The 21,622-nt window shown below is 71.6% G+C and carries 23 protein-coding genes; 14 read left to right on the top strand and 9 right to left on the bottom strand.

Annotated features, from left to right (window positions below; translation table 11 throughout):
* Nucleotides 1-157 precede the first annotated feature (157 nt).
* Nucleotides 158-499, top strand: a complete 342-nt coding sequence (locus KVT45_RS17515) for a hypothetical protein (protein WP_254646926.1) — start codon at nt 158-160, stop codon at nt 497-499.
* Nucleotides 500-699: 200 nt separating this feature from the next.
* On the opposite strand, the gene KVT45_RS17510 is transcribed toward KVT45_RS17515, so the two are convergent.
* Nucleotides 700-1,329, bottom strand: a complete 630-nt coding sequence (locus tag KVT45_RS17510; RefSeq protein ID WP_217548466.1) for a LysE family translocator — start codon at nt 1,327-1,329, stop codon at nt 700-702.
* Between the two features lie 109 nt (nt 1,330-1,438).
* On the opposite strand from KVT45_RS17510, the gene KVT45_RS17505 reads away from it, so the two are divergent.
* The 5 genes from KVT45_RS17505 to KVT45_RS17485 all read left to right on the top strand — a co-directional run bounded on the left by KVT45_RS17505 (nt 1,439) and on the right by KVT45_RS17485 (nt 8,005).
* Nucleotides 1,439-2,374: a LysR family transcriptional regulator gene (locus KVT45_RS17505; RefSeq protein WP_217548465.1), complete on the top strand. Its 936-nt coding sequence runs from the start codon at nt 1,439-1,441 to the stop codon at nt 2,372-2,374.
* Between the two features lie 169 nt (nt 2,375-2,543).
* The gene (locus KVT45_RS17500) at nt 2,544-3,989 is read left to right on the top strand and encodes a glyceraldehyde-3-phosphate dehydrogenase (RefSeq protein ID WP_217548463.1); all 1,446 of its coding nucleotides are present in this window, start codon (nt 2,544-2,546) and stop codon (nt 3,987-3,989) included.
* A 163-nt stretch (nt 3,990-4,152) separates the two neighbouring features.
* Entirely contained in the window at nt 4,153-5,676 is a 1,524-nt protein-coding gene (locus KVT45_RS58100; protein WP_217548461.1) for an alpha-N-arabinofuranosidase, read from the top strand.
* A 17-nt stretch (nt 5,677-5,693) separates the two neighbouring features.
* Complete coding sequence (locus tag KVT45_RS17490) at nt 5,694-6,995, top strand: glycoside hydrolase family 27 protein (RefSeq protein ID WP_254646925.1); 1,302 nt, start codon at nt 5,694-5,696, stop codon at nt 6,993-6,995.
* A 2-nt stretch (nt 6,996-6,997) separates the two neighbouring features.
* Entirely contained in the window at nt 6,998-8,005 is a 1,008-nt protein-coding gene (locus KVT45_RS17485) for a LacI family DNA-binding transcriptional regulator (RefSeq protein WP_217548460.1), read from the top strand.
* Nucleotides 8,006-8,025: 20 nt separating this feature from the next.
* On the opposite strand, the gene KVT45_RS17480 is transcribed toward KVT45_RS17485, so the two are convergent.
* The 3 genes from KVT45_RS17480 to KVT45_RS17470 all read right to left on the bottom strand — a co-directional run bounded on the left by KVT45_RS17480 (nt 8,026) and on the right by KVT45_RS17470 (nt 10,872).
* A complete protein-coding gene (locus KVT45_RS17480; protein WP_217548458.1) occupies nt 8,026-8,712 on the bottom strand; it encodes a class F sortase in 687 nt (228 codons plus the stop codon).
* A gap of 53 nt (nt 8,713-8,765) precedes the next feature.
* Nucleotides 8,766-9,248 (bottom strand): hypothetical protein, encoded by a 483-nt coding sequence (locus tag KVT45_RS17475; protein ID WP_217548456.1) that lies wholly within the window; start codon nt 9,246-9,248, stop codon nt 8,766-8,768.
* Between the two features lie 235 nt (nt 9,249-9,483).
* Nucleotides 9,484-10,872, bottom strand: coding sequence for a glycoside hydrolase family 43 protein (locus tag KVT45_RS17470; protein ID WP_217548454.1), 1,389 nt, complete (start codon nt 10,870-10,872; stop codon nt 9,484-9,486).
* 408 nt (nt 10,873-11,280) lie between these two features.
* On the opposite strand from KVT45_RS17470, the gene KVT45_RS17465 reads away from it, so the two are divergent.
* A complete protein-coding gene (locus tag KVT45_RS17465; RefSeq protein ID WP_217548452.1) occupies nt 11,281-12,264 on the top strand; it encodes a hypothetical protein in 984 nt (327 codons plus the stop codon).
* A gap of 83 nt (nt 12,265-12,347) precedes the next feature.
* Here the strand turns inward: KVT45_RS17465 and KVT45_RS56345 are convergent, their stop codons facing one another.
* Nucleotides 12,348-12,665, bottom strand: a complete 318-nt coding sequence (locus KVT45_RS56345; protein ID WP_254646924.1) for a tRNA-dependent cyclodipeptide synthase — start codon at nt 12,663-12,665, stop codon at nt 12,348-12,350.
* A gap of 203 nt (nt 12,666-12,868) precedes the next feature.
* Between KVT45_RS56345 and KVT45_RS17455 the strand changes: the two genes are divergently transcribed.
* The 5 genes from KVT45_RS17455 (at nt 12,869) to KVT45_RS17435 (ending at nt 16,165) form a co-directional block, all read left to right on the top strand.
* On the top strand, nt 12,869-13,024 hold the full coding sequence (locus KVT45_RS17455) for a hypothetical protein (RefSeq protein ID WP_217548451.1): 156 nt from the start codon (nt 12,869-12,871) through the stop codon (nt 13,022-13,024).
* On the top strand, nt 13,008-13,874 hold the full coding sequence (locus KVT45_RS17450; RefSeq protein ID WP_217548684.1) for a fructosamine kinase family protein: 867 nt from the start codon (nt 13,008-13,010) through the stop codon (nt 13,872-13,874). Before KVT45_RS17455 ends, KVT45_RS17450 begins: the two co-directional genes overlap by 17 nt.
* A 165-nt stretch (nt 13,875-14,039) precedes the next feature.
* Nucleotides 14,040-14,231 (top strand): putative ATP-grasp-modified RiPP, encoded by a 192-nt coding sequence (gene tgmA, locus KVT45_RS17445; RefSeq protein WP_089102565.1) that lies wholly within the window; start codon nt 14,040-14,042, stop codon nt 14,229-14,231.
* Between the two features lie 15 nt (nt 14,232-14,246).
* Complete coding sequence (tgmB, locus tag KVT45_RS17440) at nt 14,247-15,230, top strand: ATP-grasp ribosomal peptide maturase (protein WP_217548449.1); 984 nt, start codon at nt 14,247-14,249, stop codon at nt 15,228-15,230.
* 47 nt (nt 15,231-15,277) lie between these two features.
* Nucleotides 15,278-16,165 (top strand): Gfo/Idh/MocA family protein, encoded by an 888-nt coding sequence (locus tag KVT45_RS17435; RefSeq protein ID WP_217548447.1) that lies wholly within the window; start codon nt 15,278-15,280, stop codon nt 16,163-16,165.
* 116 nt (nt 16,166-16,281) lie between these two features.
* Here KVT45_RS17435 and KVT45_RS17430 read toward each other — a convergent pair whose 3' ends face one another.
* On the bottom strand, nt 16,282-16,602 hold the full coding sequence (locus KVT45_RS17430) for a hypothetical protein (RefSeq protein WP_217548445.1): 321 nt from the start codon (nt 16,600-16,602) through the stop codon (nt 16,282-16,284).
* Between the two features lie 44 nt (nt 16,603-16,646).
* Nucleotides 16,647-17,555: a GNAT family N-acetyltransferase gene (locus KVT45_RS17425; RefSeq protein WP_217548443.1), complete on the bottom strand. Its 909-nt coding sequence runs from the start codon at nt 17,553-17,555 to the stop codon at nt 16,647-16,649.
* A gap of 243 nt (nt 17,556-17,798) precedes the next feature.
* Here KVT45_RS17425 and KVT45_RS17420 point away from each other — a divergent pair, with 243 nt between their 5' ends.
* Nucleotides 17,799-18,896 carry a PP2C family protein-serine/threonine phosphatase gene (locus tag KVT45_RS17420; protein ID WP_217548442.1) on the top strand — a complete coding sequence of 366 codons (1,098 nt, stop codon included), beginning with the start codon at nt 17,799-17,801 and terminating at the stop codon, nt 18,894-18,896.
* Nucleotides 18,897-18,925: 29 nt separating this feature from the next.
* Here the strand turns inward: KVT45_RS17420 and KVT45_RS17415 are convergent, their stop codons facing one another.
* Together KVT45_RS17415 and KVT45_RS17410 are read right to left on the bottom strand one after the other, a co-directional pair.
* Nucleotides 18,926-19,366 (bottom strand): Lrp/AsnC family transcriptional regulator, encoded by a 441-nt coding sequence (locus KVT45_RS17415; protein ID WP_089102895.1) that lies wholly within the window; start codon nt 19,364-19,366, stop codon nt 18,926-18,928.
* A 42-nt stretch (nt 19,367-19,408) separates the two neighbouring features.
* Nucleotides 19,409-20,758 carry a transaminase gene (locus KVT45_RS17410; protein WP_217548440.1) on the bottom strand — a complete coding sequence of 450 codons (1,350 nt, stop codon included), beginning with the start codon at nt 20,756-20,758 and terminating at the stop codon, nt 19,409-19,411.
* A gap of 334 nt (nt 20,759-21,092) precedes the next feature.
* On the opposite strand from KVT45_RS17410, the gene KVT45_RS17405 reads away from it, so the two are divergent.
* The gene (locus KVT45_RS17405; RefSeq protein ID WP_217548438.1) at nt 21,093-21,563 is read left to right on the top strand and encodes a hypothetical protein; all 471 of its coding nucleotides are present in this window, start codon (nt 21,093-21,095) and stop codon (nt 21,561-21,563) included.
* The last annotated feature ends 59 nt before the right edge of the window (nt 21,564-21,622 follow it).

Raw genomic sequence — 21,622 nt, 5'->3', positions numbered from 1 at the left:
CATCGGCACCCCGTCGGCCGGACCCGGCGTCACGACACGCCGACGGACATCGCCCGGACGTGGGACGTTTCCGTGTCGCCGGGGCATTCGGGGGCGGGGGCGGTGACGGTGTGTGATGGCCTCGGGCCTCGGAGTTTCCGCGGCTCTGTTGTCACCGTTGTCGAACTTCACGAAGGACTTCACGATGCGCCTGCTCCGCCCGCTCGCCGTCGCTCTCGGCGGGCTTGCCCTCACTGTCATCACCATGGGTCCGGCGGCCGCCGCCGAGGGGACGTTCGTCTGGGTGGGGCCGAAGGGCAAGGCGTACGCCATCCAGAACCCGCCGGACCGCAAGTGTCTCGAGATGGCGCAGGAGGCGCGCGGGCCGCAGAACGCCACGAAGAAGGCGCTCGTCGTCTACAGCAAGCCGAAGTGCAAGGGCGCCGCGCACCGGGTCACCCCCGGGCACTCGGCGTCCGGCAGCGTCCACTTCGCCAGCGTGGTCTTCAACCCCCGTTAAGTAGCTCGGCAACGCCGCGCAGGGGCGCGGGGAACCAACACGACCAGCCACGAGGGCGCATCGCGGCGATTCCGGCGGAGCGCCCGGGCCGCGGCCCGTTCAGCCCTCGGGTGGCGCCGATCACGAGGTGGTGATCGGCGCCACCGGTCGTTGCGCACACGTCAGGCGGCGCCCTCCGGAACGGCACGCACCGGTTCCGGTCAGACTCCCCCGGCCACCGCCACGCCGAGCCCGCACAGCACCACGCCGGTGACGATGTTCAGCGCGCGCCGCACCTCCGGCCGGGACACCAGGGCCCGGCCCCGGCCGACGGCCCAGGTGAAGAGCAGGTACCAGCAGACGTTGACGACGGCCCAGAGGACGCCGAGCGCGATGCTGCTCAGCAGGACGGGGCCGTCGGCCGTGACGAACTGGGGCAGCACCGACACCGCGAACACCCCGGCCTTCGGATTGCCCAGCGTCGTACCCAGCCCGGCACCGTACGCGCCCCGGAGACCGCCGGGGCCGTCCGTTCCGCCGCCCGGGTCGATCTCGGCCAGGCCCTGCTTCGCCGCCGCCCTGAGGGTGTTGAGCCCCAGCACGAACAGCACCGCTCCGCCCGCGAGGCGTACCACCAGATAGGCGTGCGGGCTGGCCAGGAGCACCGCGGAGAGGCCGGCCGCGGCGGCGGTCGACCAGACGAGCAGCCCGGTGGCGTTGCCCGCGACGGTGGCCAGGGCGGGTCGGGGGCCGAACGCCAGGATCTGCCGGATCATCAGCGCCTGCCCGGCGCCCGGGAGCATGGCCAGCAGCCAGGTGGTGATCACGAACAGGGGCAGATGGATGGGCACGTGTCGCCGACCTTCTCACTGGTGCGGGGTGGATGATCCGCCACCAGGCTGGCGCGAGCGGTGCGTGAAGAGAAGCCAGAACCGTTTCGGTCAGCATTAAGATTATTTAGTGACCTCGGATCCGGGCCAGCTGCGCCTGCTCGCCATGATCGACCGACACGGTTCGCTCGCCGGTGCCGCCCACGCCCTCGGCGTGACCCCGGCCGCGGTGACCCAGCAGGTGGCCCGGGCCGAGCGGGACTGGAACGCGCCGCTGGTGGTGCGCGGGCCGCGTGGCGCGTCGCTCACGGCGGCCGGCGCGCTGCTCGCGGAACACGGGCGGGTCGTCGACGAGCAGACGGAACAGGCCGGGGAGCGGCTCGCCGCACTCCTCGGCCGTCTGTCGCTGCGGCTGCGGGTGGGCGCCTTCCTGGCCGCCGCCCTGCATCTGCTCCCGCCCGCCCTGACCGCGCTGCGCCACCGGTATCCGAACGCCGACGTGTCGGTGGAGGACCTGTTGTCCGACCGCGGCGTCGAGCGGGTCGCGGCGGGCGAACTCGACGTCGCGGTGATCGCCTCCTGGGCGCTCCCGCCGGAGCCGCCCCCGCACCTCACCGTGCACACGCTGCTGAGGGACCCCATGGTCATCGTCCTGCCCGACGACCACCCCCTGGTCACCGGGTCCCCCGACGGCACACCACTGCGCCTGGAGCAGCTCCGGGACGAGTCCTGGGTGACCATCCTCGCCGGACACGCCGCCCGGGAGCAGCTGGACCGGGCGGCGACCGGCGCCGGATTCACCCCCAGGATCCGGTTCCAGACGGCGTCGTACGACCTGGCCCAGGCCCTCGTCGGCACCGGCTACGGCGTCGCGCTCGTCTCCCGGCTGGCCCTCACCCGGGTCCCCGGCACCACGCACCGCCCGCTGGCCGACCCACCGCTCCACCGCGACCTGCACGCCGTGACCCGGTCCGACACCGCGCTGACCCCGCTGGCGGACGTCTTCCGGACCCTGCTGCTCGACGTGGCCACCGATCTGAGGGGCACCTGGACGTCACAGGGGTGAGCGGGCGGCGGCCCTGACAGGGGCCCCATGCGGCACGGAGGTTTCGCACGGTCTTCCGTGCGGGTTCAGGATTTCGCGACCCGCATCACACCCGGACCCCCTTGATCGATCATTCACCGGGCGGTTTACCATATGAGCGCCACCCAGCTCGATCGAGAGATTCAGGTCTGTGACTGTCAACGACGACTCGTTCACCAACTGGAAGAACCGCGAGGAGATCGCGGAGTCGATGATCCCGCTCATCGGGAAGCTGCACCGGGAGCAGGACGTGACGGTCCTCCTCCACAGCCGCTCCCTGGTGAACAAGTCGGTGGTCAGCATCCTCAAGACCCATCGCTTCGCCCGCCAGATCGACGGGGCCGAGCTCTCGGTCACCGAGACGATGCCGTTCCTGCAGGCGCTCACCACGCTCGACCTCGGCCCCTCCCAGATCGACATCGGCATGCTCGCCGCGACCTACAAGGCCGACGACCGGGGCCTGAGCGTCGAGGCGTTCACCGCGGAGGAGGTCGCGGGGGCCACCGGCGCCAACAAGATCGACCGCCGGGAGCCGCGGGACGTCGTCCTGTACGGCTTCGGCCGCATCGGCCGTCTGGTCGCCCGGCTGCTCATCGAGAAGGCCGGCTCGGGCAACGGCCTGCGCCTGCGGGCCATCGTGGTGCGCGGCGCAGGCGGCGAGGACATCGTCAAGCGCGCCTCGCTGCTGCGCCGCGACTCCATCCACGGCCAGTTCCAGGGCACGATCACCGTGGACGAGGAGAACAGCACGATCCTCGCCAACGGCAACGAGATCAAGGTGATCTACGCCGACGACCCGTCCCAGGTCGACTACACGGAGTACGGCATCCGGAACGCGATCCTCATCGACAACACGGGCAAGTGGCGGGACCGCGAGGGCCTGTCCAAGCACCTGCGCCCCGGTATCGAGAAGGTCGTCCTCACCGCGCCGGGCAAGGGCGACGTCCCGAACATCGTGCACGGCGTCAACCACGACACCGTCAAGCCGGACGAGCAGATCCTGTCCTGCGCGTCCTGCACCACCAACGCGATCGTGCCGCCGCTGAAGGCCATGGCCGACGAGTACGGGGTGCTGCGCGGGCACGTGGAGACCGTGCACTCGTTCACCAACGACCAGAACCTGCTGGACAACTACCACAAGTCGGAGCGCCGCGGCCGGTCCGCGCCGCTCAACATGGTCATCACCGAGACCGGTGCCGCCTCCGCCGTGGCGAAGGCGCTGCCGGACCTGAAGGCGCGGATCACCGGCAGCTCGATCCGGGTCCCGGTGCCGGACGTGTCGATCGCGATCCTCAACCTCCAGCTGGCCCGCGAGGCGTCCCGCGAGGAGGTCCTGGACTACCTCCGCGAGGTGTCGCTGACCTCGCCGCTGAAGCGCCAGATCGACTTCATCACCGCCCCGGACGCGGTCTCCAGCGACTTCATCGGCTCGCGCCACGCGTCGATCGTCGACGCCGGCGCGCTGAAGGTGGAGGGCGACAACGCGATCCTCTACCTCTGGTACGACAACGAGTTCGGCTACTCCTGCCAGGTGGTCCGGGTCGTCCAGTACGTCTCCGGCGTCGAGTACCCGACGTTCCCGGCGACGGCGGTCTGACCGCCTCGCCTCCGACAGCCCGGCCCCTCTGTGCACGCAGAGGGGCCGGGCTGTCCGCACTCTTGACGCGATCACGGCCCGATGGCAGATTTTTATCGATACAACCGAGTCTGCGAACTCCGTTCCATATATCGAACATCGCCATCCGGTCAGGAGTACCCGCGTGCCCACCGCCACCGCGATCATCAACCTCGACATCGAGGGCCCGACGATCAGCCGCCACCTCTACGGCCACTTCGCCGAACACCTCGGCCGCTGCGTCTACGGCGGCTTCTGGGTCGGCGAGGACTCCCCGGTCCCCAACGAGGGCGGCATCCGCCTGGACGTCGTCGAGGCGCTGCGTGCCCTGGACATCCCCAACCTGCGCTGGCCCGGCGGCTGTTTCGCCGACGAGTACCACTGGCAGGACGGCATCGGCCCGCGTGAGTCGCGCCCCCGGATGGTCAACACGCACTGGGGCAACGTCGAGGAGAACAACCACTTCGGCACCCACGAGTTCATGGCCCTGTGCGAACTCCTCGGCGCCGAGCCCTACATCAGCGGCAACGTCGGCTCGGGCACCGTCCGCGAGATGAGCGAGTGGGTGGAGTACCTCACCCGGGACGGCGACAGCCCGATGGTGCGGCTGCGCAAGGAGAACGGCCGCGAGGAGCCCTGGCGGGTGAAGTACTGGGGCATCGGCAACGAGACCTGGGGCTGCGGCGGCAACATGCGCGCCGAGTACTCCGCCGACCTGGCCCGCCAGTACGCCACGTACTGCCGCGACCACGGCGACAACAAGCTCTACCGGATCGCCTCGGGCGCCTCCGACGCCGACTACAAGTGGACCGAGACGCTGATGCAGCAGATCAGCTGCTTCGGCTGCGAGGCCACCCCGAAGAACTTCTTCCAGGGCCTCTCCGTCCACTACTACACGCTCTCCGGCCCCTGGGAGGCCAAGGGCAGCGCCACCGGGTTCACGGCCGACGACCACTACCGCACGATGCTGTCCGCCCGCCGCATGGACCGCATCCTCACCGGCCACTCCACGGTCATGGACGTCTACGACCCGGGCCGCACGGTCGGTCTCGTCCTGGACGAGTGGGGCACCTGGTGGGACGTGGAGCCCGGCACCAACCCCGGCTTCCTCTTCCAGCAGAACACCCTGCGCGACGCGCTGGTGGCGAGCACCCACTTCGACATCTTCCACAAGCACGCCGCCCGTCTGCACATGGCCAACATCGCCCAGACCGTCAACGTCCTCCAGGCCATGCTCCTCACCGACGGCGACGCCCTGGTGCTGACCCCGACCTACCACGTCTTCGAGATGAACAAGGGCCACCAGGACGCCACGTCGCTCCCGGTGCACGTACGCGGCGAGGGCACCCGGCGCCAGTTCGGGGACGCCGAACTCGACACCCTGTCGGCCTCCGCCAGCGTCAAGGACGGCACGGTCCTGATCTCGCTGAGCAACCTGGACGCCGAGGAACCCACCGAGGTCACCCTCGACCTGCGCGGCGGCACCCTCGGCGAGCCGGCCGCCCGTATTCTCACCGCCGACAAGCTCCAGGCCCACAACACCCCCGAGGCCTCGGCGGCCGTCACCCCCCGGGCGTTCGACGGCGTGTCCGTGACCGGCGGCGGAGTGCGGCTCAGCCTCCCGCCCCACTCGTTCGTGACCGTCCAGGCTCCCCTGAACCAGCGCTGACCCGCAGGAGTGCGCACATGACCCGATCCGCACGTCCGCTGCCCGCCCGCCATCTGCGGCCGCCCATGGGCTGGAACAGCTGGGACTGCTACGGCACCACCGTCACCGAGGAAGAGGTCCTCGCCAACGCGGAGTTCATGCGCGAGCACCTGCTCCCGCACGGCTGGGACACCGTCGTCGTCGACATCCAGTGGTACGAGCCCACCGCCCGCGCCCACGGCTACAACCCGCACGCCCCGCTCGTCCTCGACGGCCACGGCCGCCAGCTCCCGGCCCCCAACAGGTTCCCCTCGGCCGCGGGCGGGGCGGGGTTCGGGCCGCTGGCAGCGCGGGTGCACGCCATGGGCCTGCGGTTCGGGCTGCACATCATGCGGGGCATCCCACGGCGCGCAGTGGAGGCCGAACTGCCCGTGCTCGGGACGGAGTTCACCGCCGCGGAGATGGCCGACACGGACTCCGTGTGCCCCTGGAACTCCGACAACTACGGCCTGGACCACGACCACCCCGGCGCCCAGGCCTACTACGACTCCCAGGTCGCCCAGTTCGCCGCCTGGGGCGTCGACTTCGTCAAGGCCGACGACATGCTCTTCCCGTACCACGAGCGGGAGATCGCCGCCTACGCGCGGGCGATCGAGCGCAGCGGGCGGGCCATCGAACTGAGCCTCTCCCCCGGTACCGACATGTCCCTCGCCCGCCTGGACCACCTGCGGGAGCACGCCACCATGTGGCGGGTCTGCGACGACCTGTGGGACCGCTGGGAGGACGTCGAGGCGCAGTTCGCACGCATGGCCCGCTGGGCCCCCTGGCAGGGCCGGCAGGGCTGGGCGGACGCCGACATGCTGCCGCTCGGCCACATCGGGATCCGCGCCGAGCGCGGCGCGGACCGCCAGTCGGCCCTCACCCACCCCGAGCAGGTCAGCCTGCTCACCCTCTGGCTGATCTCCCGCTCCCCGCTGATGATGGGCGGCGACCTGCCCACCTCCCCGCCCGGAACCATCGCGCTGCTCACCAACGACGAGGCCCTCGACGTCCTGTGGCACAGCACCGGCAACCAGGAGGTGCTGCGGGAGCGGGACCTGGTGCTGTGGACGGCCCGGGACACCGACGGGCACACCCGGTACGCGGCGGTGTTCTCGCTGGCCGACGAGGAGCGGCGCTTCGAGGTGCCACTGGGGGCGGTCGGAGCCACCCCTCGCGATCGCGTCCGGGAGCTGTGGACCCGCACCGGCACCGCCCACGACGGCCGGCAACTGGTGGCCGTGCTGCCCGCCCACGGTGCCGCCCTCTATCGTCTTGCCGAGGACGACCGGCGGGAGTGAGTGTGGCGACGATCCAGGACGTGGCGAAGGCCGCCGGGGTGTCGGCGATGACCGTCTCCAACGTGATCAACGGGCACCCCAACGTCCGCCCGGCCACCCGGGAACGCGTCCTGGAGGCGGTGGACCGGCTCGGCTACCGGGTCAACGTGGCCGCCCGCAACCTGCGCAGGGGCCGTACCGGGACCATCTGCCTGGCCGTCCCCGAGATCAACCGCCCGTACTACGGCCGGCTGGCCGCCTCGATCATCGCGGCGGCCGCCCGGCACGGCCTGCGGGTGAGCATCGAGCAGACCGGCGCCCGCCGGGAGAACGAGCTGGCGGCCCTCTCCCTGTCCCGCAACCGGCTCTACGACGGCCTCATCCTCAGCACGGTCGGGATGGGACCGGCCGATGTCGGGGCGCTCGACGTCGACCATCCGGTGGTGATCCTCGGCGAGCGGATCTTCGGCGGGCCCGTCGACCATGTCGCCATGCCGAACGAGGCCGCCTCCGAGGCCGCGACCCGCCATCTCGTCGAGCGGGGCTGCCGGCGGATCGCCATCGTGTGCGGGCGGCCGGGCGGTGAGGTCGACGTGTCGAGCCTGCGGCACGCCGGGTACCTGCGGGCGCTGGCGGCCGCGGGGCTGCCGGCGGACCCGGAACTGGTCGTGACCGCCGGGTCGTTCACCATGCAGGAGGCCGCCCGCCGCGTCCGGGAGCGGATGGCGGACGGCCTCGGCTTCGACGGCGTGTTCTGTGTGACGGACACGGTGGCCATGGGCGTGCTGCGCGCCCTCGCCGACGCCGGGGTCCGGGTGCCGGAGCAGGTCAGGGTGATCGGCTTCGACAACGTCGACGAGAGCGCGTACCTCGTGCCCTCCCTGTCCACCGTCGACCCGGACCACGACCTGATGGCCGAACGCGCGGTCGCCCTGCTGGCGGCCCGCATCGACCGGAGCGGCCCGGGACCGGAACGGGAGGAGTTCACCGGTCCGTTCCGTCTGGTGGTGCGGGAGTCCACCGGCGGCTGACCCGCGTCCCTGATGTGATGTCAGACCAGGTGGCCGAAGACCACCAGGTTCTCCGTGTAGTCCTTGACGTCGTGGTCGTAGTTGCCGGCGCAGGTGATCAGGCGCACCTCGGGACGGCGGGTGTCCGCGTATACGCGGTCGCTGGGGAAGTCGTCCTTCGCGAAGGTGTCGGCGTCGTCGACCACGAAGTTCGCGTCCGTGCCGTCGGCCCGGCTCACCGTGAAGCGGTCGCCGCGTTCCAGTTCGTCCAGCCTGACGAAGACGGCCGCCGAGGTCTTGGTGTCGACGTGGCCCGCGATGATCGCGGTGCCCGCCTCGCCGGGCGCCGCGCCCCTGGAGTACCAGCCGACGAGGTTGGTGTTGTCGGCCGGCGGGGGCTGGAGCTGACCCGTGGAGCCGATGGTGAGCACGGTGAAGGGGGCGTCGACGGAGATCTTCGGGATGAGCAGGCGGGTCGGTGTGGACCGGGGCAGCGCCTGGCCGGCCCGGCGCGGATCCTCCGAGGGGACGGCGTCGGTGCTCTCGGCCCGGCTGCCGCTGGTGGTGCCGGAGCCGCTGGTGTGTCCGCCGATCAGCGCCACGGCCAGGAGCAGGACGGCGATGCCCCACACGGGCAGCCGGCCGCCGCGCGGGGTGCCGCCGGGGCCGTCCTGGTCGTCCGGGCCGTCGGGATCGTCGGGGTTCGGGGTGGCGAGGCCAGCTGCCATCGGAGGTCACCTTTCTGGGGCACGGCACCGCGACCCCCGTATGCGTTGGCGCATCAGGACACGGGCCCGGGGACTCTCCTGCGCCGCAGCGCGTAGGCACCGGTGGCCGCTACGCCGAGGACGGCCAGCCCGCCGGCGGTGACGCCGGGCGAGGCGAGGCCGCCGCCGCCGGTGTGCATGCCGCCGTGCGGCCGGCTGCTCTCCTCGTCGTCACCCCACGACGAGCCGCTCTCGTCCTTCCCCTTGCCCCCCTGGTCGTCCTTGCCCCCCTGGTCGTCCTTGCCTCCCTGGTCCTGCTTGCCTCCCTGGTCCTGCTTGCCTCCCTGGTCCTGTTTGCCTCCCTGGTCCCCCTTCTGCTCGTCGTCGTTGCCCTTGTAGCTCTCGGGGTCGAACTTGCTGTCGTCGCTGCTGTAGGAAGAGTCGTCACGGCCTCCGTCGTCCCAGTCCCCCGCGATCGCGGCCTGGGCTGCGGGGGCGGAAAACGCGAGGGCTGCGGTGGCGGCCGTCGTCGCGAGGATCATGCGGGCAGAACGCATCTCAATGTCCTTCCGCCGTGGCCGGGCGCCGATACTCCATCAGCTGTAACGACCCGGCCCCGACATGAACCACCGTCAGCCAGCCCCCCGGCTCGCACCATCCAGGCCGCCCATCCGTGGTGACGACACGCCCAACACCGCCCGGCTGGGTCAATCCCGCGCGGGGGCGGAGGGCCATTCGGGCGGTCGTGGGCCCGTCGTCGGCGTGTCGCCGCACGACGGGCCCGCCGAGGTGTCAGTAGCCGACGCGGAAGGTGGCGTCGGCCTGGTCCGTGCTCGTGGAGATGGGGTCGATGCGCAGCACGTAGTCGGAGTGGCGAATGTAGCGCGTCGGGTAGTTGTACGAGCGGAACGAGGACCAGGAGGAGTCGGCGAGGCCGGCCGTCCGGTAGAACGTGGCGTCCTGGGCGAACGACGTGGTGCTGTCGTTCTCGTCGAGCTGCAGCTGGTAGTTGTAGTGGCGCAGATAGCGGGTCGGGTAGTTCACCGACTGGAAGGACACACCGCTGCTGTCGGCGAGACCGGGGACGAGCTTCCACAAGCCGTCGGTGTACGGGTCGAAGGCGTACTCGTCGATCCGGCCGATGAAGTTGCTGTGCCGGACGTATCTGGCCGGGTAGTTGTAGGACTTCAGCCGGTTCCAGGTGGGGGTGCCCCACTGGGCGACGAGGTTGTTGTACTCGGTCGTGGTGATGGGCTGGATGCCGCAGTGCTTGGAGTTGAGCGGCTGGGTGTAGATCTTCTGGTCGAGGGCGGTCCAGGTGCCGGCGGACAGGGCGCTGGTCTGCCAGGCGTAGAAGACGCCGTTGGGGTCCCAGGTGTCTCCCCAGAGGTACCAGGTCGAGCTGGACGTCAGGGACTTGACCAGGGTCGGGGCCTCGGTGCCGTTGTGCGAGACGGCCGTGGAGAACTCGGTGAAGCTGCCGGGGTCCAGTGACGTGGAGCGGGCTCCGACGAGCGTCGAGTTCTTCTTGAAGTACAGGTAGTTGACGCCGCTGACGCCGACCGCGAGGTCGCCGTCGATGACGTCGTAGCCGGGGTCGAAGAAGACCTGGGGGGCGCCGGCGGTGATGAAGTCACCGGTGTAGTTGATCATGATGACGTTGTGGCCGCTGTCGTTGACGGCGGAGTAGATGACGCCGTACGTGCCGCGCCCCGCGTCCCAGAAGGCCTCGGGCGCCCAGGCGTGGGTGTCCATGTCGTGCAGCTTCATCCGCCGGTACCCGGTGAAGGTGCGCAGGTCGGTGGAGTCCCAGACGTGGATGTACTGGCTGACGTAGGTCCAGTCGGTGCCGTACAGGTCGGTGGCGAGGACGACGAAGGTGCCGTCCTGCTTGCGCAGGATGAACGGGTCGCGCAGGCCGAGGGAGCCCGCGGTGGGGGTGGCGACGGGGGCGTTCTGGTTGAGCGGGGTCCACTGGAGGCCGTCGGTGCTGACGGCCAGGTGCAGGCCGTAGTTGGCGGCCAGCATGTCCGGGGACTCGGTGAAGTAGCACATCACGTAGGCCGAGTTGGTCGCGGCCTGGGCGGCTCCGGCGCCAAGGGCGAGGGCGCCGGTGGCAGCGAGGGGGACGGTCGCGGCCATGCCGAGAAAATGACGGCGCGACAGGGGGGTGCCGTTCATGTGCGCTCCAGACGAGGGGGAATGTCCGGGATTTCGGACACGGTTCGGGAAACCGATCAGAAACTAGAGGGACACGTGGGGCGCGTCAATGCTTGCGTAACAAGGGAGTTACTGGGAATTCGCTGTGCACGCCGGGAGCGCGGGGCTCGCGGGCGGCAGACCGGGAGCCGTGACGGTGAGCACGAGACGGCCCGGCCCGCGGGGCACGGTGAAGGCGGCCATGGCCCGTTCGGGTGCGGCCAGCGAGTCGGGCGGGCGCAGCCGCTCCGGTCCCCGCCGAAACCGCCTCGCCCGGCGCCTCCGGCCCCGTCGAAACCGGCCCGCCTCCCCCTTCCGCCTCCGTCAGGTCGTCCCGTGGTGCGGTCCTGCCTAGGCTCGGTCTGACAGTCCGTCGGAAAAGGACCACACATGACCGGTTGCCTCCCACACCGCCCGCTCGCACTTCTGGTCGGTGTCATGACCGGTGTGGTCGCCGTAGCGGCCCCGGCCCGTGCCGCGGGCGGTGCGGTGACGGAGTATCCGATCACCACCATCGCCGACAGCCTCCCCGCCGGCATCACCACCGGGCCGGACGGCGCCCTGTGGTTCGCCCAGTCCGGCGCCGCCCGGATCGGGCGGGTCACGGCCGACGGCACGGTGACCGGGTATCCCACTCCGACGCCGGACAGCACACCCTTCGGCATCACCCGGGGACCGGACCGCGCCCTCTGGTTCACCGAGCAGTCGGCGGGCCGCATCGGACGGATCACGGCCTCCGGTGCCGTCACCGAGTTCGCCCTCCCCAGGGCCGCGAGCGCGCCCGCCGGCATCACGTCCGGACCCGACGGCGCGCTGTGGTTCACCGAGCTGGGGAGCAACCGTATCGGCCGCATCACGACCGCGGGCCGGGTCACCGAGTACCCGGTGCCCACGGCCGCCGCCCTTCCGTACGGCATCGCCGCCGGCGCCGGTGGTGCCCTCTGGTTCACCGAGCTGGCCGGCGGCAGGGTGGGGCGGATCGAACCCACCGGCCGGATCACCGAGTTCCCGCTGCCGAGCCGCGCGGACTTCCCCGAGGACATCGTCGACGGGCCGGGCGGAATGTGGTTCACCGCGTCCGGGTCGGACTCCGTCGACCGGATCGACGCCACCGGCCGTGTCACCCGGTTCCCGCTGCCCGGCACCGACGGCGACCCCGGCGGGATCGCGGCGGAACCGGACGGCCCGGTGTGGTTCACCGACCGGTCGGGCCGGATCGGACGGGTGGCGGCGGACGGCAGGGTCACCGTCGTACCGCTGGCGTCCGGCCCCGACAAGGCACCCTTCCGGCTCGCCGCCGGCCCGGACGGCACGCTGTGGTTCACCGAGCTGCTGGGCAACGCGATCGGACGGCTTCGGGCGTCCCGGCGCTGAAGGGTGCCGCCTGAAGGGTGCCGCCTGAAGGGTGCCGTCTGAGGGATGCCGTCGGTTCTCGCGCGGCCGCTCCGGACCGCGGTTCACGCGGCCGGTGCGTCACACTCCCTCGCGGCTGCGGGGGTGACGGTCGCGTGTCCCTGGTTGCGGGAGGCACGCAGGCCGGCGCCGCGGCCGTACAGCAACTCGGCCATCGGCAGCCGCTGGTGGTAGCAGACAGGGAGGACGGGACGCGGAGGATGGCGGGGGTGTCGAGGAAGAGCGGGAGCTCCGCGCACACGTCCGTCGCCGACCGACACGCCGATCACCGCGTGCGCCCCCTCGTCGTGGATGACGCGCCAGTGGGAGGTGTAGGGCTGGATCTCGAAGGCGTCGGCCATCAGCACGGATGCCGTGGTCAAGGGGGCCCTCCGCCGTGCGCGTCCTGACCGGGCCTTGTGCCCTGGTGGCGGCGATGCGGCGAGGCTCAGGTCGGCCGCACCGGGTCGACGGGGGTGGTGGCCACCGCTCCATGGAAATTGAGCTGCTTCCGGGCGAGGAGGATGGGATTCTTCGCTACGGCCCGATGAGTACCGCAGGGGGAGGTATCACCGCAGTGAACCGTATGCGCACAACTTCCGGGATCCCGGCCGTCGCCGGCGTCGTCACCGCCGCCCGGCCCGCTCTCGCCGTCGACCGCCAGAGCCGCTTCTCCGTGAACGCGAACGGCCGGGCGGCCGAAGGCGGCCCGTACGCCGGTGACCGTGGTCGACTGCGGTGAGGGCCCGGGCGCGGCGGCCGCCGGGCTCACCGGCCGGCCGGTCTCTGCCGAGCGGGCACGGTCGGACGGCCTGGCGGAGGTGACGTTCGCGGGCGGTCCCGCGGTCATGGTCAAGCGCGGCGACGGCCCCGGGGCGGTACGGGCCGAGGCGGCCGGGCTGCGCTGGCTGGCCGCCGCCCGGGCGGTGCCGGTACCGGAGGTGCTCGGGCACGACGAGCGGTGGTTGGTGACCGAGCTGGTCCCCACCGGGCGGCCGGGCGCCGAGGCGGCGACGCGTTTCGGCCGCGCCCTGGCCGCCCTGCACGCCTCGGGCGCCCCGGCCTTCGGGGCGGCCCCGCCGGACGGCCCGCGCGACGCCTGGATCGGCCGCGCCCCGATGCGCAACGAGCCCGGCACCGAGTGGCCGCGATGGTACGCCGAGCACCGGCTGCTGCCGTATCTGCGGGCGGCGGTCGACCGGGGGATCCTGCGGCCGGGCGAGGCCGCCGTGATCGAGCGGGTCTGCGAGCGGCTGCCGGAGCTTGCCGGGCCGCCCGAGCCGCCCGCCCGGCTGCACGGCGACCTGTGGAGCGGCAATGTCCTGTGGGGCGCCGACGGCAGGGTGCGGCTGATCGACCCGGCCGCGCACGGCGGGCACCGCGAGACCGACCTCGCGATGCTCCGGCTCTTCGGCTGCCCGTATCTGGACCGGATTGTGGAGAGCTATCGGGAGGCCGCTCCGCCGGCCGACGGCTGGGCGGAGCGGATCGGCTTGCACCAGCTGTTCCCGCTGCTGGTGCATGCCGTTCTGTTCGGACGGAGCTATGCCGAACAGGCTTTGACGACATCCCGGAATTACGCGGACATGTGACACCGTCATGTGCCGGACAGGAATGTGAAATCGGCCACGTGCAGGAGCGATTCGCCGCTTCTCCCTTAACAAGCTCTTAATTCGGGCTGAGATTACGCAGAGTAAGGAAACCAACCACGCGTTCGAATCGTATAAGTGCATGGAAGAACGAAACAGGGAGAGACCATGCAACCGTTCGCGCTCAACTACGCACGCCCCGCAGTGCAGTTGGACGTCACCACTCCGTACGCGTATGACTCCGGACTGCAGTTGAACGTTCTCCACGATGGCCGGATCGCAGCCACCGATCACGCAACGCTCAGAGCCCTGGGGACCACGACCTCCACCGCGGGTTCCAAGACGCACTTCGACGACTGATCGCGGATCCACACGATGACCGTGCTCATCCTGACCAGTGACGAGGACGTGACGGCGGACATGGTGGTCCTCCGGCTGCACGAGGCCGGAGTGCCCGTCGTCCGCCTCGATCCTGCGGATCTGACCAGCGGTGTGGCCCTGTCGGGCGAGTATGTGCAGGGCGTCAGCCGCGGACACCTGTCCGTGAACGGGCGCCTGGTGAGCATGAACGGCCTGCGTTCCATATGGCTGCGCAGGCCGGGGGTCGCGGCCTCCCGGGCGGTGCAACCGTCCAGCTGGCTCACCGAGGAGTCCGAGCAGGCGCTGTACGGCATGCTGCGCGGGACCGAGGCGCGCTGGATGAACCATCCGGACGCGGCCCGCCGGGCCCGCCACAAGCCGTGGCAGCTGCGGCTGGCGCAGCGCAGCGGGCTCGCCGTGCCCGCGACGCTGATCACCACGTTTCCGCAGGCGGCCCGGGAGTTCGCGGAGCGGTTCCCGGACCTCGTGGTCAAGCCGGTGTCGGGCGCGCATCCGCAGGAGCCGCCGCGGGCGGTGCCGACCAGCCGGGTGGCGCCGGACACCGACTTCGCGGCGGTGGCGTTCGGCCCGACGCTGTTGCAGCGGCGGGTCGCCAAGCGGGCCGACATCCGGCTGACGGTGGTCGGCGAGCGGCTGCTGGCCGCCCGCAAGCCGGTGAGCCCGGACGCCCACCCCGACGACGTGGACGTCCGGTTCGCACCGTCCGACTCTCCCTGGCGGGAGGCGGAGGTACCGCCGCGAGTCGCCGAGGCCGTCCGCACGTATATGAAGGACGCCGAGCTGGCCTATGGTGCCTTCGACTTCGCGGAGGACGCCGACGGCATCTGGTGGTTCCTGGAGTGCAACCAGTCGGGCCAGTTCGGGTTCGTCGAGATGGACACCGGTCAGCCGATCGCCGAGACCATCGCCGGCTGGCTGGCGCACGGCACCGACCGGAGCCGGTCGTACGCCAACGGCGGGCGGAGCACGACGCCTTGACGGGCTGGGCGACGATGTGGAACCGGGTACGGAGAAAGGAACGCGAGATGCGCATCGGACTGCTGGGGACGGGGCCCTGGGCACGGGCGGCGTACGCCCCCGCGCTGGCGGGGCATGGTTCGCTGGACTTCGTCGGGGTGTGGGGCCGTCGCCCCGAGGCTGCCGCGGAGCTGGCGGAGGAGCACGACGTCCGGGCGTACGACGACGTGGACGCGCTGCTCGGCGACGTGGACGCGGTGGCGGTGGCGCTGCCGCCGGTCGTCCAGGCGGAACTGGCGGTGCGGGCCGCGGCGGCGGGCCGGCATCTGCTGCTGGACAAGCCGCTCGCCCTCGGCGTCGCCGAGGGACGAGCGGTGGTGGAGGCGGCCGAGCGGGCCCGGGTCGCCTCCGTGGTGTTCTTCACCACCCGGTTCCAGCCGGAGCCGGAGGCGTGGATCGGTGAACAGGCCGCCACCGCGGGGTGGTTCACAGCCCGGGCGCACTGGCTGGGCTCGCTGTTCGCCGGTGAGAGCCCGTTCGCCGACTCGCCGTGGCGGCGGGAGAAGGGCGCGCTGTGGGACGTGGGCCCGCACGCCCTGTCCGTGCTGCTGCCGGTCCTGGGCGACGTACGGCGGGTGGCGGCCGCCGTCCACGGCCCCGCGGACACCGTCCATCTCGTCCTCGACCACGCCGGCGGGGCGTCGAGCACGGTGACCCTGAGCCTCACCGCGCCCCCGGCGGCGGCCGGGGCCGATGTGGAGCTGCGGGGCGAGGCGGGGGTCACGCTCCTTCCGAGGAGTGCGGAAGGAGCGGTCCCCGCCCTCACCCGGGCCGCCGACGCCCTGGTCACCGCCGCGCGCACGGGCCGGGCGCACCCGTGCGACGCGGCCTTCGCCCTGCGGGTCACCGAGATCCTCGCGGAGGCGGAGACCGTGCTGGGCAAGGACATCGGCTAGGCGCACCGCTGGAGTTGCCGCGATGCGCCGTCGTTCGTCCGCGGCGCCGTCGTGGCTGGTCGCGCCCACGCGGCGGTAGCCGCACGTTCAATGCGGCCCCGCGCCCCTTCGGGGCGCTACTCCTTGTCGAACGGCTCGTCGCTCCATCTGAACCAGGCCCGGTCCCCCTCGATGTGCAGCAGGAACTCGGGGACCGGGCCGTCCGGCGAGATCAGGGAGACCTGACGGCGGATCTCGCCCTGGACCTCCTCCCAGGCCTCCCAGTCCTCGTCGTCGGCCAGCACCAGCTCCCGGGCGAAGAGGTCCCGGACGCCGGCGAAGCCGGGACCGGGCGTGAAGGTGCCGTGCAGCCAGGGGAAGTCGGCCTCGTCGATGAGGATCTCGCCGACCGGCTCCCGCCCGCCGCGCACCTGCCAGACGTCACCCTCGAACCCCATGCCGGCCTCTCCCGTCAGCTGTCGATCACCCTGCTGTCAGCATGTCACCCGGCACTGACAGCGGCCGCCGCCCAGAAGTTCACCCGCTCCCGGACGACGGGGTATCCGGCCCGGGCGAAGTGCGCGGCCATGGGGACGTTGCCCTGGTCGGTGGCGGCGGCGATGAACTCGGCGCCGTGCTCGACGAGGAAGTGCGTGCACTCCACGAGCAGGTCGTAGGCGTACCCGTGCCCGCGCCGCTCGGGCAGGACGCCGATGAAGCCGACACACGGCCCTGCCGGGTTGCGCCCGGGGATGTGGATGCCGACCGGCTCGCCGTCGGGGGTGCGGGCGATCTGCCACCACTCGCGGGGCGAGGGCATCCAGTGGAAGAAGTCCATCTCCTCCTGGGCCGCCTGGTCCACTCCCCCCTGCTCGATGGCACGGCGGGCGTGGGCGTCCAGGGTGACGGAGTGGATGCGGCGCAGGGCGTCGAAGAACACCCGGTCGTCGGGTTCCGGGGTGAAGACGAGGCGGCCCGGCCGTCCGGGCAGACCGCACTCGGGCGTCCAGCGGTAGTTGTACCGCTCCACCAGAAGCTCGAAGCCCGCCTTGCGGGCGGCGGTGAAGCGGGTCTCGGCGGCGGTGCGCAGGGCGGGGACGTCGTGCCAGCCCGTGGGCAGGTCGAGTTCCAGTTCCTCGACCTGCCAGGGCGCGCCGCGCAGCAGCTCCGCGCCGGCCTCCTCCTCGCCCTCGGCCACGTCGAACCAGTTGATCAGGAGCGGCTCGGTGGCCTCGGGGGCGCCCCACCAGGCGGCCCGGGCGACCACGCGCCCGTCGCGCAGGGCGACGCGCTGCCAGTCGGGCCGGAACCGGGTGCGCTGGTGCTTCTCCCGCATACGCAGCGGGTCGGGCAGGGTGTCGAAGAGGTGAGCGGTGCTGTCGTCGAGCGTGCGGATGACCGGATCGGTCACGGATTCCTCCGGGATGCGTACTACGGGGAGCGCTCCCGGGTCAGCTCTGACCTGTCACGCCCGGGAAACGGGGAGGGAGCGCGGGATGGGTGTGATGTACATCGCACTCGCCTCCTTCCGTCCGGTCTCGGGCGTGCGCTCATACGTTAGGGGCCCGGCGCTGACGCGTCCACGGGTTTTCCATGGGCGGCTTTTCAAGATCGAGGCGGGTCCGGTGACCGGGCACGGGCGTAGCTTAGGGATGTGACTTCGGTGCGCGGCTGGTCGTCGCGTGGCTACCGGGACGGTCGTGGCTGGTTGCAGGGTGCGCCGCCGCCACGCTGGGTCCGGGTGCTGCCCGTCGTCCTGCTCGGAGTGGTGACGGCGGCGACGCTGATCAGCCCCGACGGACAGGACTTCGCCTTCCTCCTCGGGGCCATCCCGCCGCTGGCCGTGCTCTCCTACGGACCGCTGGCGACGGCCGTGCTCAGCTGCCTGGTGGTGCTCCTGCTCAACGTGCCCGCCACCCATCTGAACCATCCCGGCGACACCGACCTCCTCACGGTCACCTTCGTGGCGCTACTGAGTGTGTTCGTGTCCTATGTGCGCAGTCACCGCGACGCCCAACTGCTCACCGAGCGGGCGGTCGGCGAGGCGGTACAGCGGGCCGTGCTGCCGCCGCTGCCGGAGCGGGTCGGGGCGGTGAGGTGCGTGGGGCTGTACCGGGCCGCGCAGCACGGCACGCTGGTCGGCGGGGACTTCTTCGACGTGCGCGACGGCCCGTACGGGGTCCGGGCGGTGATGGGGGACGTACGGGGGCACGGGCTGGCCGCCGTCGCCACGGTGGTGTCGCTGCTCGGCGCGTTCCGGGAGGCGGTGCTCGATCTGCCGGACCTGGAGTCGGTGGCGACGCGGATGGGCCGCAGGCTGACGGTGGACTCGGCCGGCGTCCCGCACGCTGAGCTGTTCGCCACCGCCCTGCTGCTGGAGTTCTCCGCCGATCTGCGGTCGGTGCGGATCGTGGCCTGCGGTCATCCGCCGCCCGTGCTGCTGCGGGACGGGCAGGCCCAGGAAGTGGCCGTCGCGCCGGGGGCTCCGCTGGGCCTGGGGCTGGTGGGAGTGGACCCGGCGAAGGAGGTCACGGTCGAGCTGGGGGCGGGCGACCGGCTGTTCATCGCCTCGGACGGGGTCTGGGAGGCGCGCGACGGGGCCGGGTCCTTCTATCCGCTCCCGGAGCGGCTCGCCGGGTTCGCGGGCGTGGACGCGGTCGCACTCACCGAACTGGTGTGGGGGGACCTGTCCGGGCGCTACGAGGTGCGTGACGACACCACCATGCTCGTGCTGACCCCGGCCATCGGCTGAGCTCCCGGCACCGCCGTCGGCCGGACCGCTCAGCCCACCTCCCACAGGAAGCGGTGGGTGTGGATGCCGAAGTACGGGAAGGGCCGGACCTCGCGGACGCCCTCGATCGGCCGGACCACGTCGTTGACGAAGTCGAGCAGGTCCTTCGGACCGGGCGTGACCACCTCGGCGAACAGGTCGAAGCCGCCCGAGGTGAACACGGAGTACACCACCTCGGGGTGTCCGGCGAGCGCGTCGGCGACGGCACGGGGGTCGCCGTCCACGCCGACGCCCAGGAGGGCCATCGCCTGGCCGCCCATGGCCATCGGGTCGGTGACGCCGACGACCTGCACGGCCCGGGAGTCCAGCAGGCGCTGCAGCCGCTGCCGGGCCGCGGAGGCGGAGAGGCCTACTTTCGGGCCCAGGTCGGCGTAGGCGATACGGCCGTCGGCCTGGAGCTCGCGCAGGATGGCCCGGTCGATGTCGTCCATGTGCACCACGTCCCCGCCCCTTCCCCTTCCTTTTCCTCTTCCTCAGCCGGCCAGTTCGAGCAGGGCGGCGCCGAACACCGCGGTGTGGGTGTCGACGTCCTGCTCGGTGGTGTCCGGGCACATCAGGGCCATGTTGTGGAACGGGGTGAGGAGGATGCCCCGGTTGGCGAGGTAGAGGTGCAGGAAGTCCTCCAGCTCGGGGTCGGCGGCGGCCTCGGACTCGCTGCCGGTGCGCGGCGCCGGGGAGGCGAAGCGGTACTCGGTGCGGGCTCCGAGGCGGCTGACCGACCAGGGCAGGCCGTGCGTCTCGACGGCGGACCGCACACCGGTCTCGAAGCGTGCGGAGAGCCGGTCCATGTGGTCGAACGCCTCGTCGGTGAGCACGTGCTCCAGGGTGGCCCGGGTCGCCGCCACCGAGAGTGCGTTGCCAGCGAGGGTGCCGCCGACCCCGCCCATGTCCACCAGGTCCAGGTCGGCGCGGGCGAGGAGCCGCTCGGCGAGGTCGGCGGAGAGGCCGTAGGCGCCGGCCGGGATGCCGCCGCCGATGGCCTTGCCGATGGTCAGCAGGTCGGGTTCCAGGTCCCAGGCGGCGGTGCAGCCGCCGGGACCGGCGGAGAAGGTGTGCGTCTCGTCGTTGATGAGCAGCGTGCCGTACTGCCGGGTGAGGGCACGCACGCCGTCCAGGTAGCCGGGCTCGGGCAGGACGATGCCGATGTTGGTGAGGGCGGGTTCCATGAGGACGGCCGCCACGTCGCCGTGGGCGAGTTCGCGCTCCAGCTGGTCCAGGTCGTTGAACTCGGCGACCCGGCTGGTCAGGGTGACGTCGCAGGGCGCGCCGACGTTCCCGGGGCGGGGCACGCCCTTGCCGTCGGGGCCGACGACGATGAGGGACTCGTCGACGCTGCCGTGGTAGCTGTAGCTGTTCACCAGGATCTTCGGGCGTCCCGTGACGGCGCGGGCGAGCCGGATCGCCCACCGGTTGGCGTCCGTCGCGGTGAGCGAGAAGCTCCAGCGGGCGAGCCCGAAGCGGCGGGTCAGCTCGGCGCCGACCCACTCCGCGTCCTCCGTCGGCAGCATCGCGGTGGCCCCGCCCAGCTCGGCGAACCGGCGGTGCACCGCCTCGGTCACGGGGGCCGGCGAGTGACCGGCCATCGCGCCGGTGTCCCCGAGGCAGAAGTCGATGTACGTGTGCCCGTCGACGTCGGTGACCCGGGCACCACGGGCAGTCGCCAGGTACCGGGGGAAGGCTCCGGCGGTCTTGTTCATCCACGTCATCGGGACCCGGCCGAAGAGATGGCCGGCGTCAGCGTATGCCGCCCGGGAACGGGGGTTTCGCCCTTCGGCCTCGGCGCTCTCGCGGGCCAGGAGGGCGTGCAGTCGGGTGCGGTCCATGAAGTACCCCTGGTCGGGTGCAGCGGCGACGGAACGATGGGAGCGTACGACTGATATCGCCCTCACATCAAGGTATGACACTCGAATCGATTGTCGGAACGATGGAATCGAGCGCGATTGCCCGTCGAGGCAGATCGCCGTTCTGCGCGGCATCCGGACCAATGCACAGTGTTCGAACATCCGCCCTAAAACGCCAGGGTTCGCCACCCCTTCCGCCAGTTAGAAATATCTACCAGCATGCATATGCCGGGTTGGCGGGCGGATGCGCCGAGTGCCCGGTGTCGGTCGTTCCCTGCACCCGAAACAGGTGAGCGGATATCTCCCGGAGCAGTGCATGACGAACACGATGTGGATGCAGGGTGTGGAATGGCTCGCGGCGGCCTCGGCGGACCCCCGGACGTGCAAATGGGAGTGGGACCACGGTGAGGGCGTCTCACTCCTTGAGGCGGGACGCTTCTGGGATGTGCTGAGCGTGCCGGACCGGCTCGGCATGCTCACGCTGGACCTGCTGTGGCGGCCGTCCCTGCCGGTGCCCGGGCCGACCCTGGTGGACACCGCGGCGGGCCGGGTCGGGTTCTTCCTGCCCCCCGACCCCGACGGCGGCTGGATCGGGGCCGGGCTGCGGTACACGAGCAAGGGGGCGTGGGTCGCCGTACCGCCCCCCTACCGGCCCGCGCGTTTCCTGGAGTGGCTGGTGCCGCCCGACGGCAGTGGCGCCTTGCACTCGCCGGCCACGCTGGAGCTGGCGCTGCGGGAGGCCAACGGCACGCTGGCGGTGCTGCGGCCGGTGTGCGACGAGCAGTGAGGCCAGAGGTCGGCGGCGGCCCTGCTCCCGCCGTTCCCGGACGAGTTGGGCGCAGACCG

This window comes from Streptomyces sp. GbtcB6, from assembly GCF_019091475.1.
Lineage (GTDB): Bacteria > Actinomycetota > Actinomycetes > Streptomycetales > Streptomycetaceae > Streptomyces > Streptomyces hyaluromycini.
This window is presented reverse-complemented; position numbering and strand designations above follow the sequence as displayed.

Coding starts and splice junctions, on each gene's coding strand:
- KVT45_RS17490 (WP_254646925.1), top strand. CDS start 5,694: ATGACCCGATCCGCACGTCCGCTGCCCGCCCGCCATCTGCGGCCGCCC.
- KVT45_RS17480 (WP_217548458.1), bottom strand. CDS start 8,712: ATGGCAGCTGGCCTCGCCACCCCGAACCCCGACGATCCCGACGGCCCG.
- KVT45_RS17475 (WP_217548456.1), bottom strand. CDS start 9,248: ATGCGTTCTGCCCGCATGATCCTCGCGACGACGGCCGCCACCGCAGCC.
- KVT45_RS17470 (WP_217548454.1), bottom strand. CDS start 10,872: ATGAACGGCACCCCCCTGTCGCGCCGTCATTTTCTCGGCATGGCCGCG.
- KVT45_RS17465 (WP_217548452.1), top strand. CDS start 11,281: ATGACCGGTTGCCTCCCACACCGCCCGCTCGCACTTCTGGTCGGTGTC.
- KVT45_RS17455 (WP_217548451.1), top strand. CDS start 12,869: ATGCGCACAACTTCCGGGATCCCGGCCGTCGCCGGCGTCGTCACCGCC.
- tgmA (WP_089102565.1), top strand. CDS start 14,040: ATGCAACCGTTCGCGCTCAACTACGCACGCCCCGCAGTGCAGTTGGAC.
- tgmB (WP_217548449.1), top strand. CDS start 14,247: ATGACCGTGCTCATCCTGACCAGTGACGAGGACGTGACGGCGGACATG.
- KVT45_RS17435 (WP_217548447.1), top strand. CDS start 15,278: ATGCGCATCGGACTGCTGGGGACGGGGCCCTGGGCACGGGCGGCGTAC.
- KVT45_RS17430 (WP_217548445.1), bottom strand. CDS start 16,602: ATGGGGTTCGAGGGTGACGTCTGGCAGGTGCGCGGCGGGCGGGAGCCG.
- KVT45_RS17415 (WP_089102895.1), bottom strand. CDS start 19,366: ATGGACGACATCGACCGGGCCATCCTGCGCGAGCTCCAGGCCGACGGC.
- KVT45_RS17410 (WP_217548440.1), bottom strand. CDS start 20,758: ATGGACCGCACCCGACTGCACGCCCTCCTGGCCCGCGAGAGCGCCGAG.
- KVT45_RS17405 (WP_217548438.1), top strand. CDS start 21,093: ATGACGAACACGATGTGGATGCAGGGTGTGGAATGGCTCGCGGCGGCC.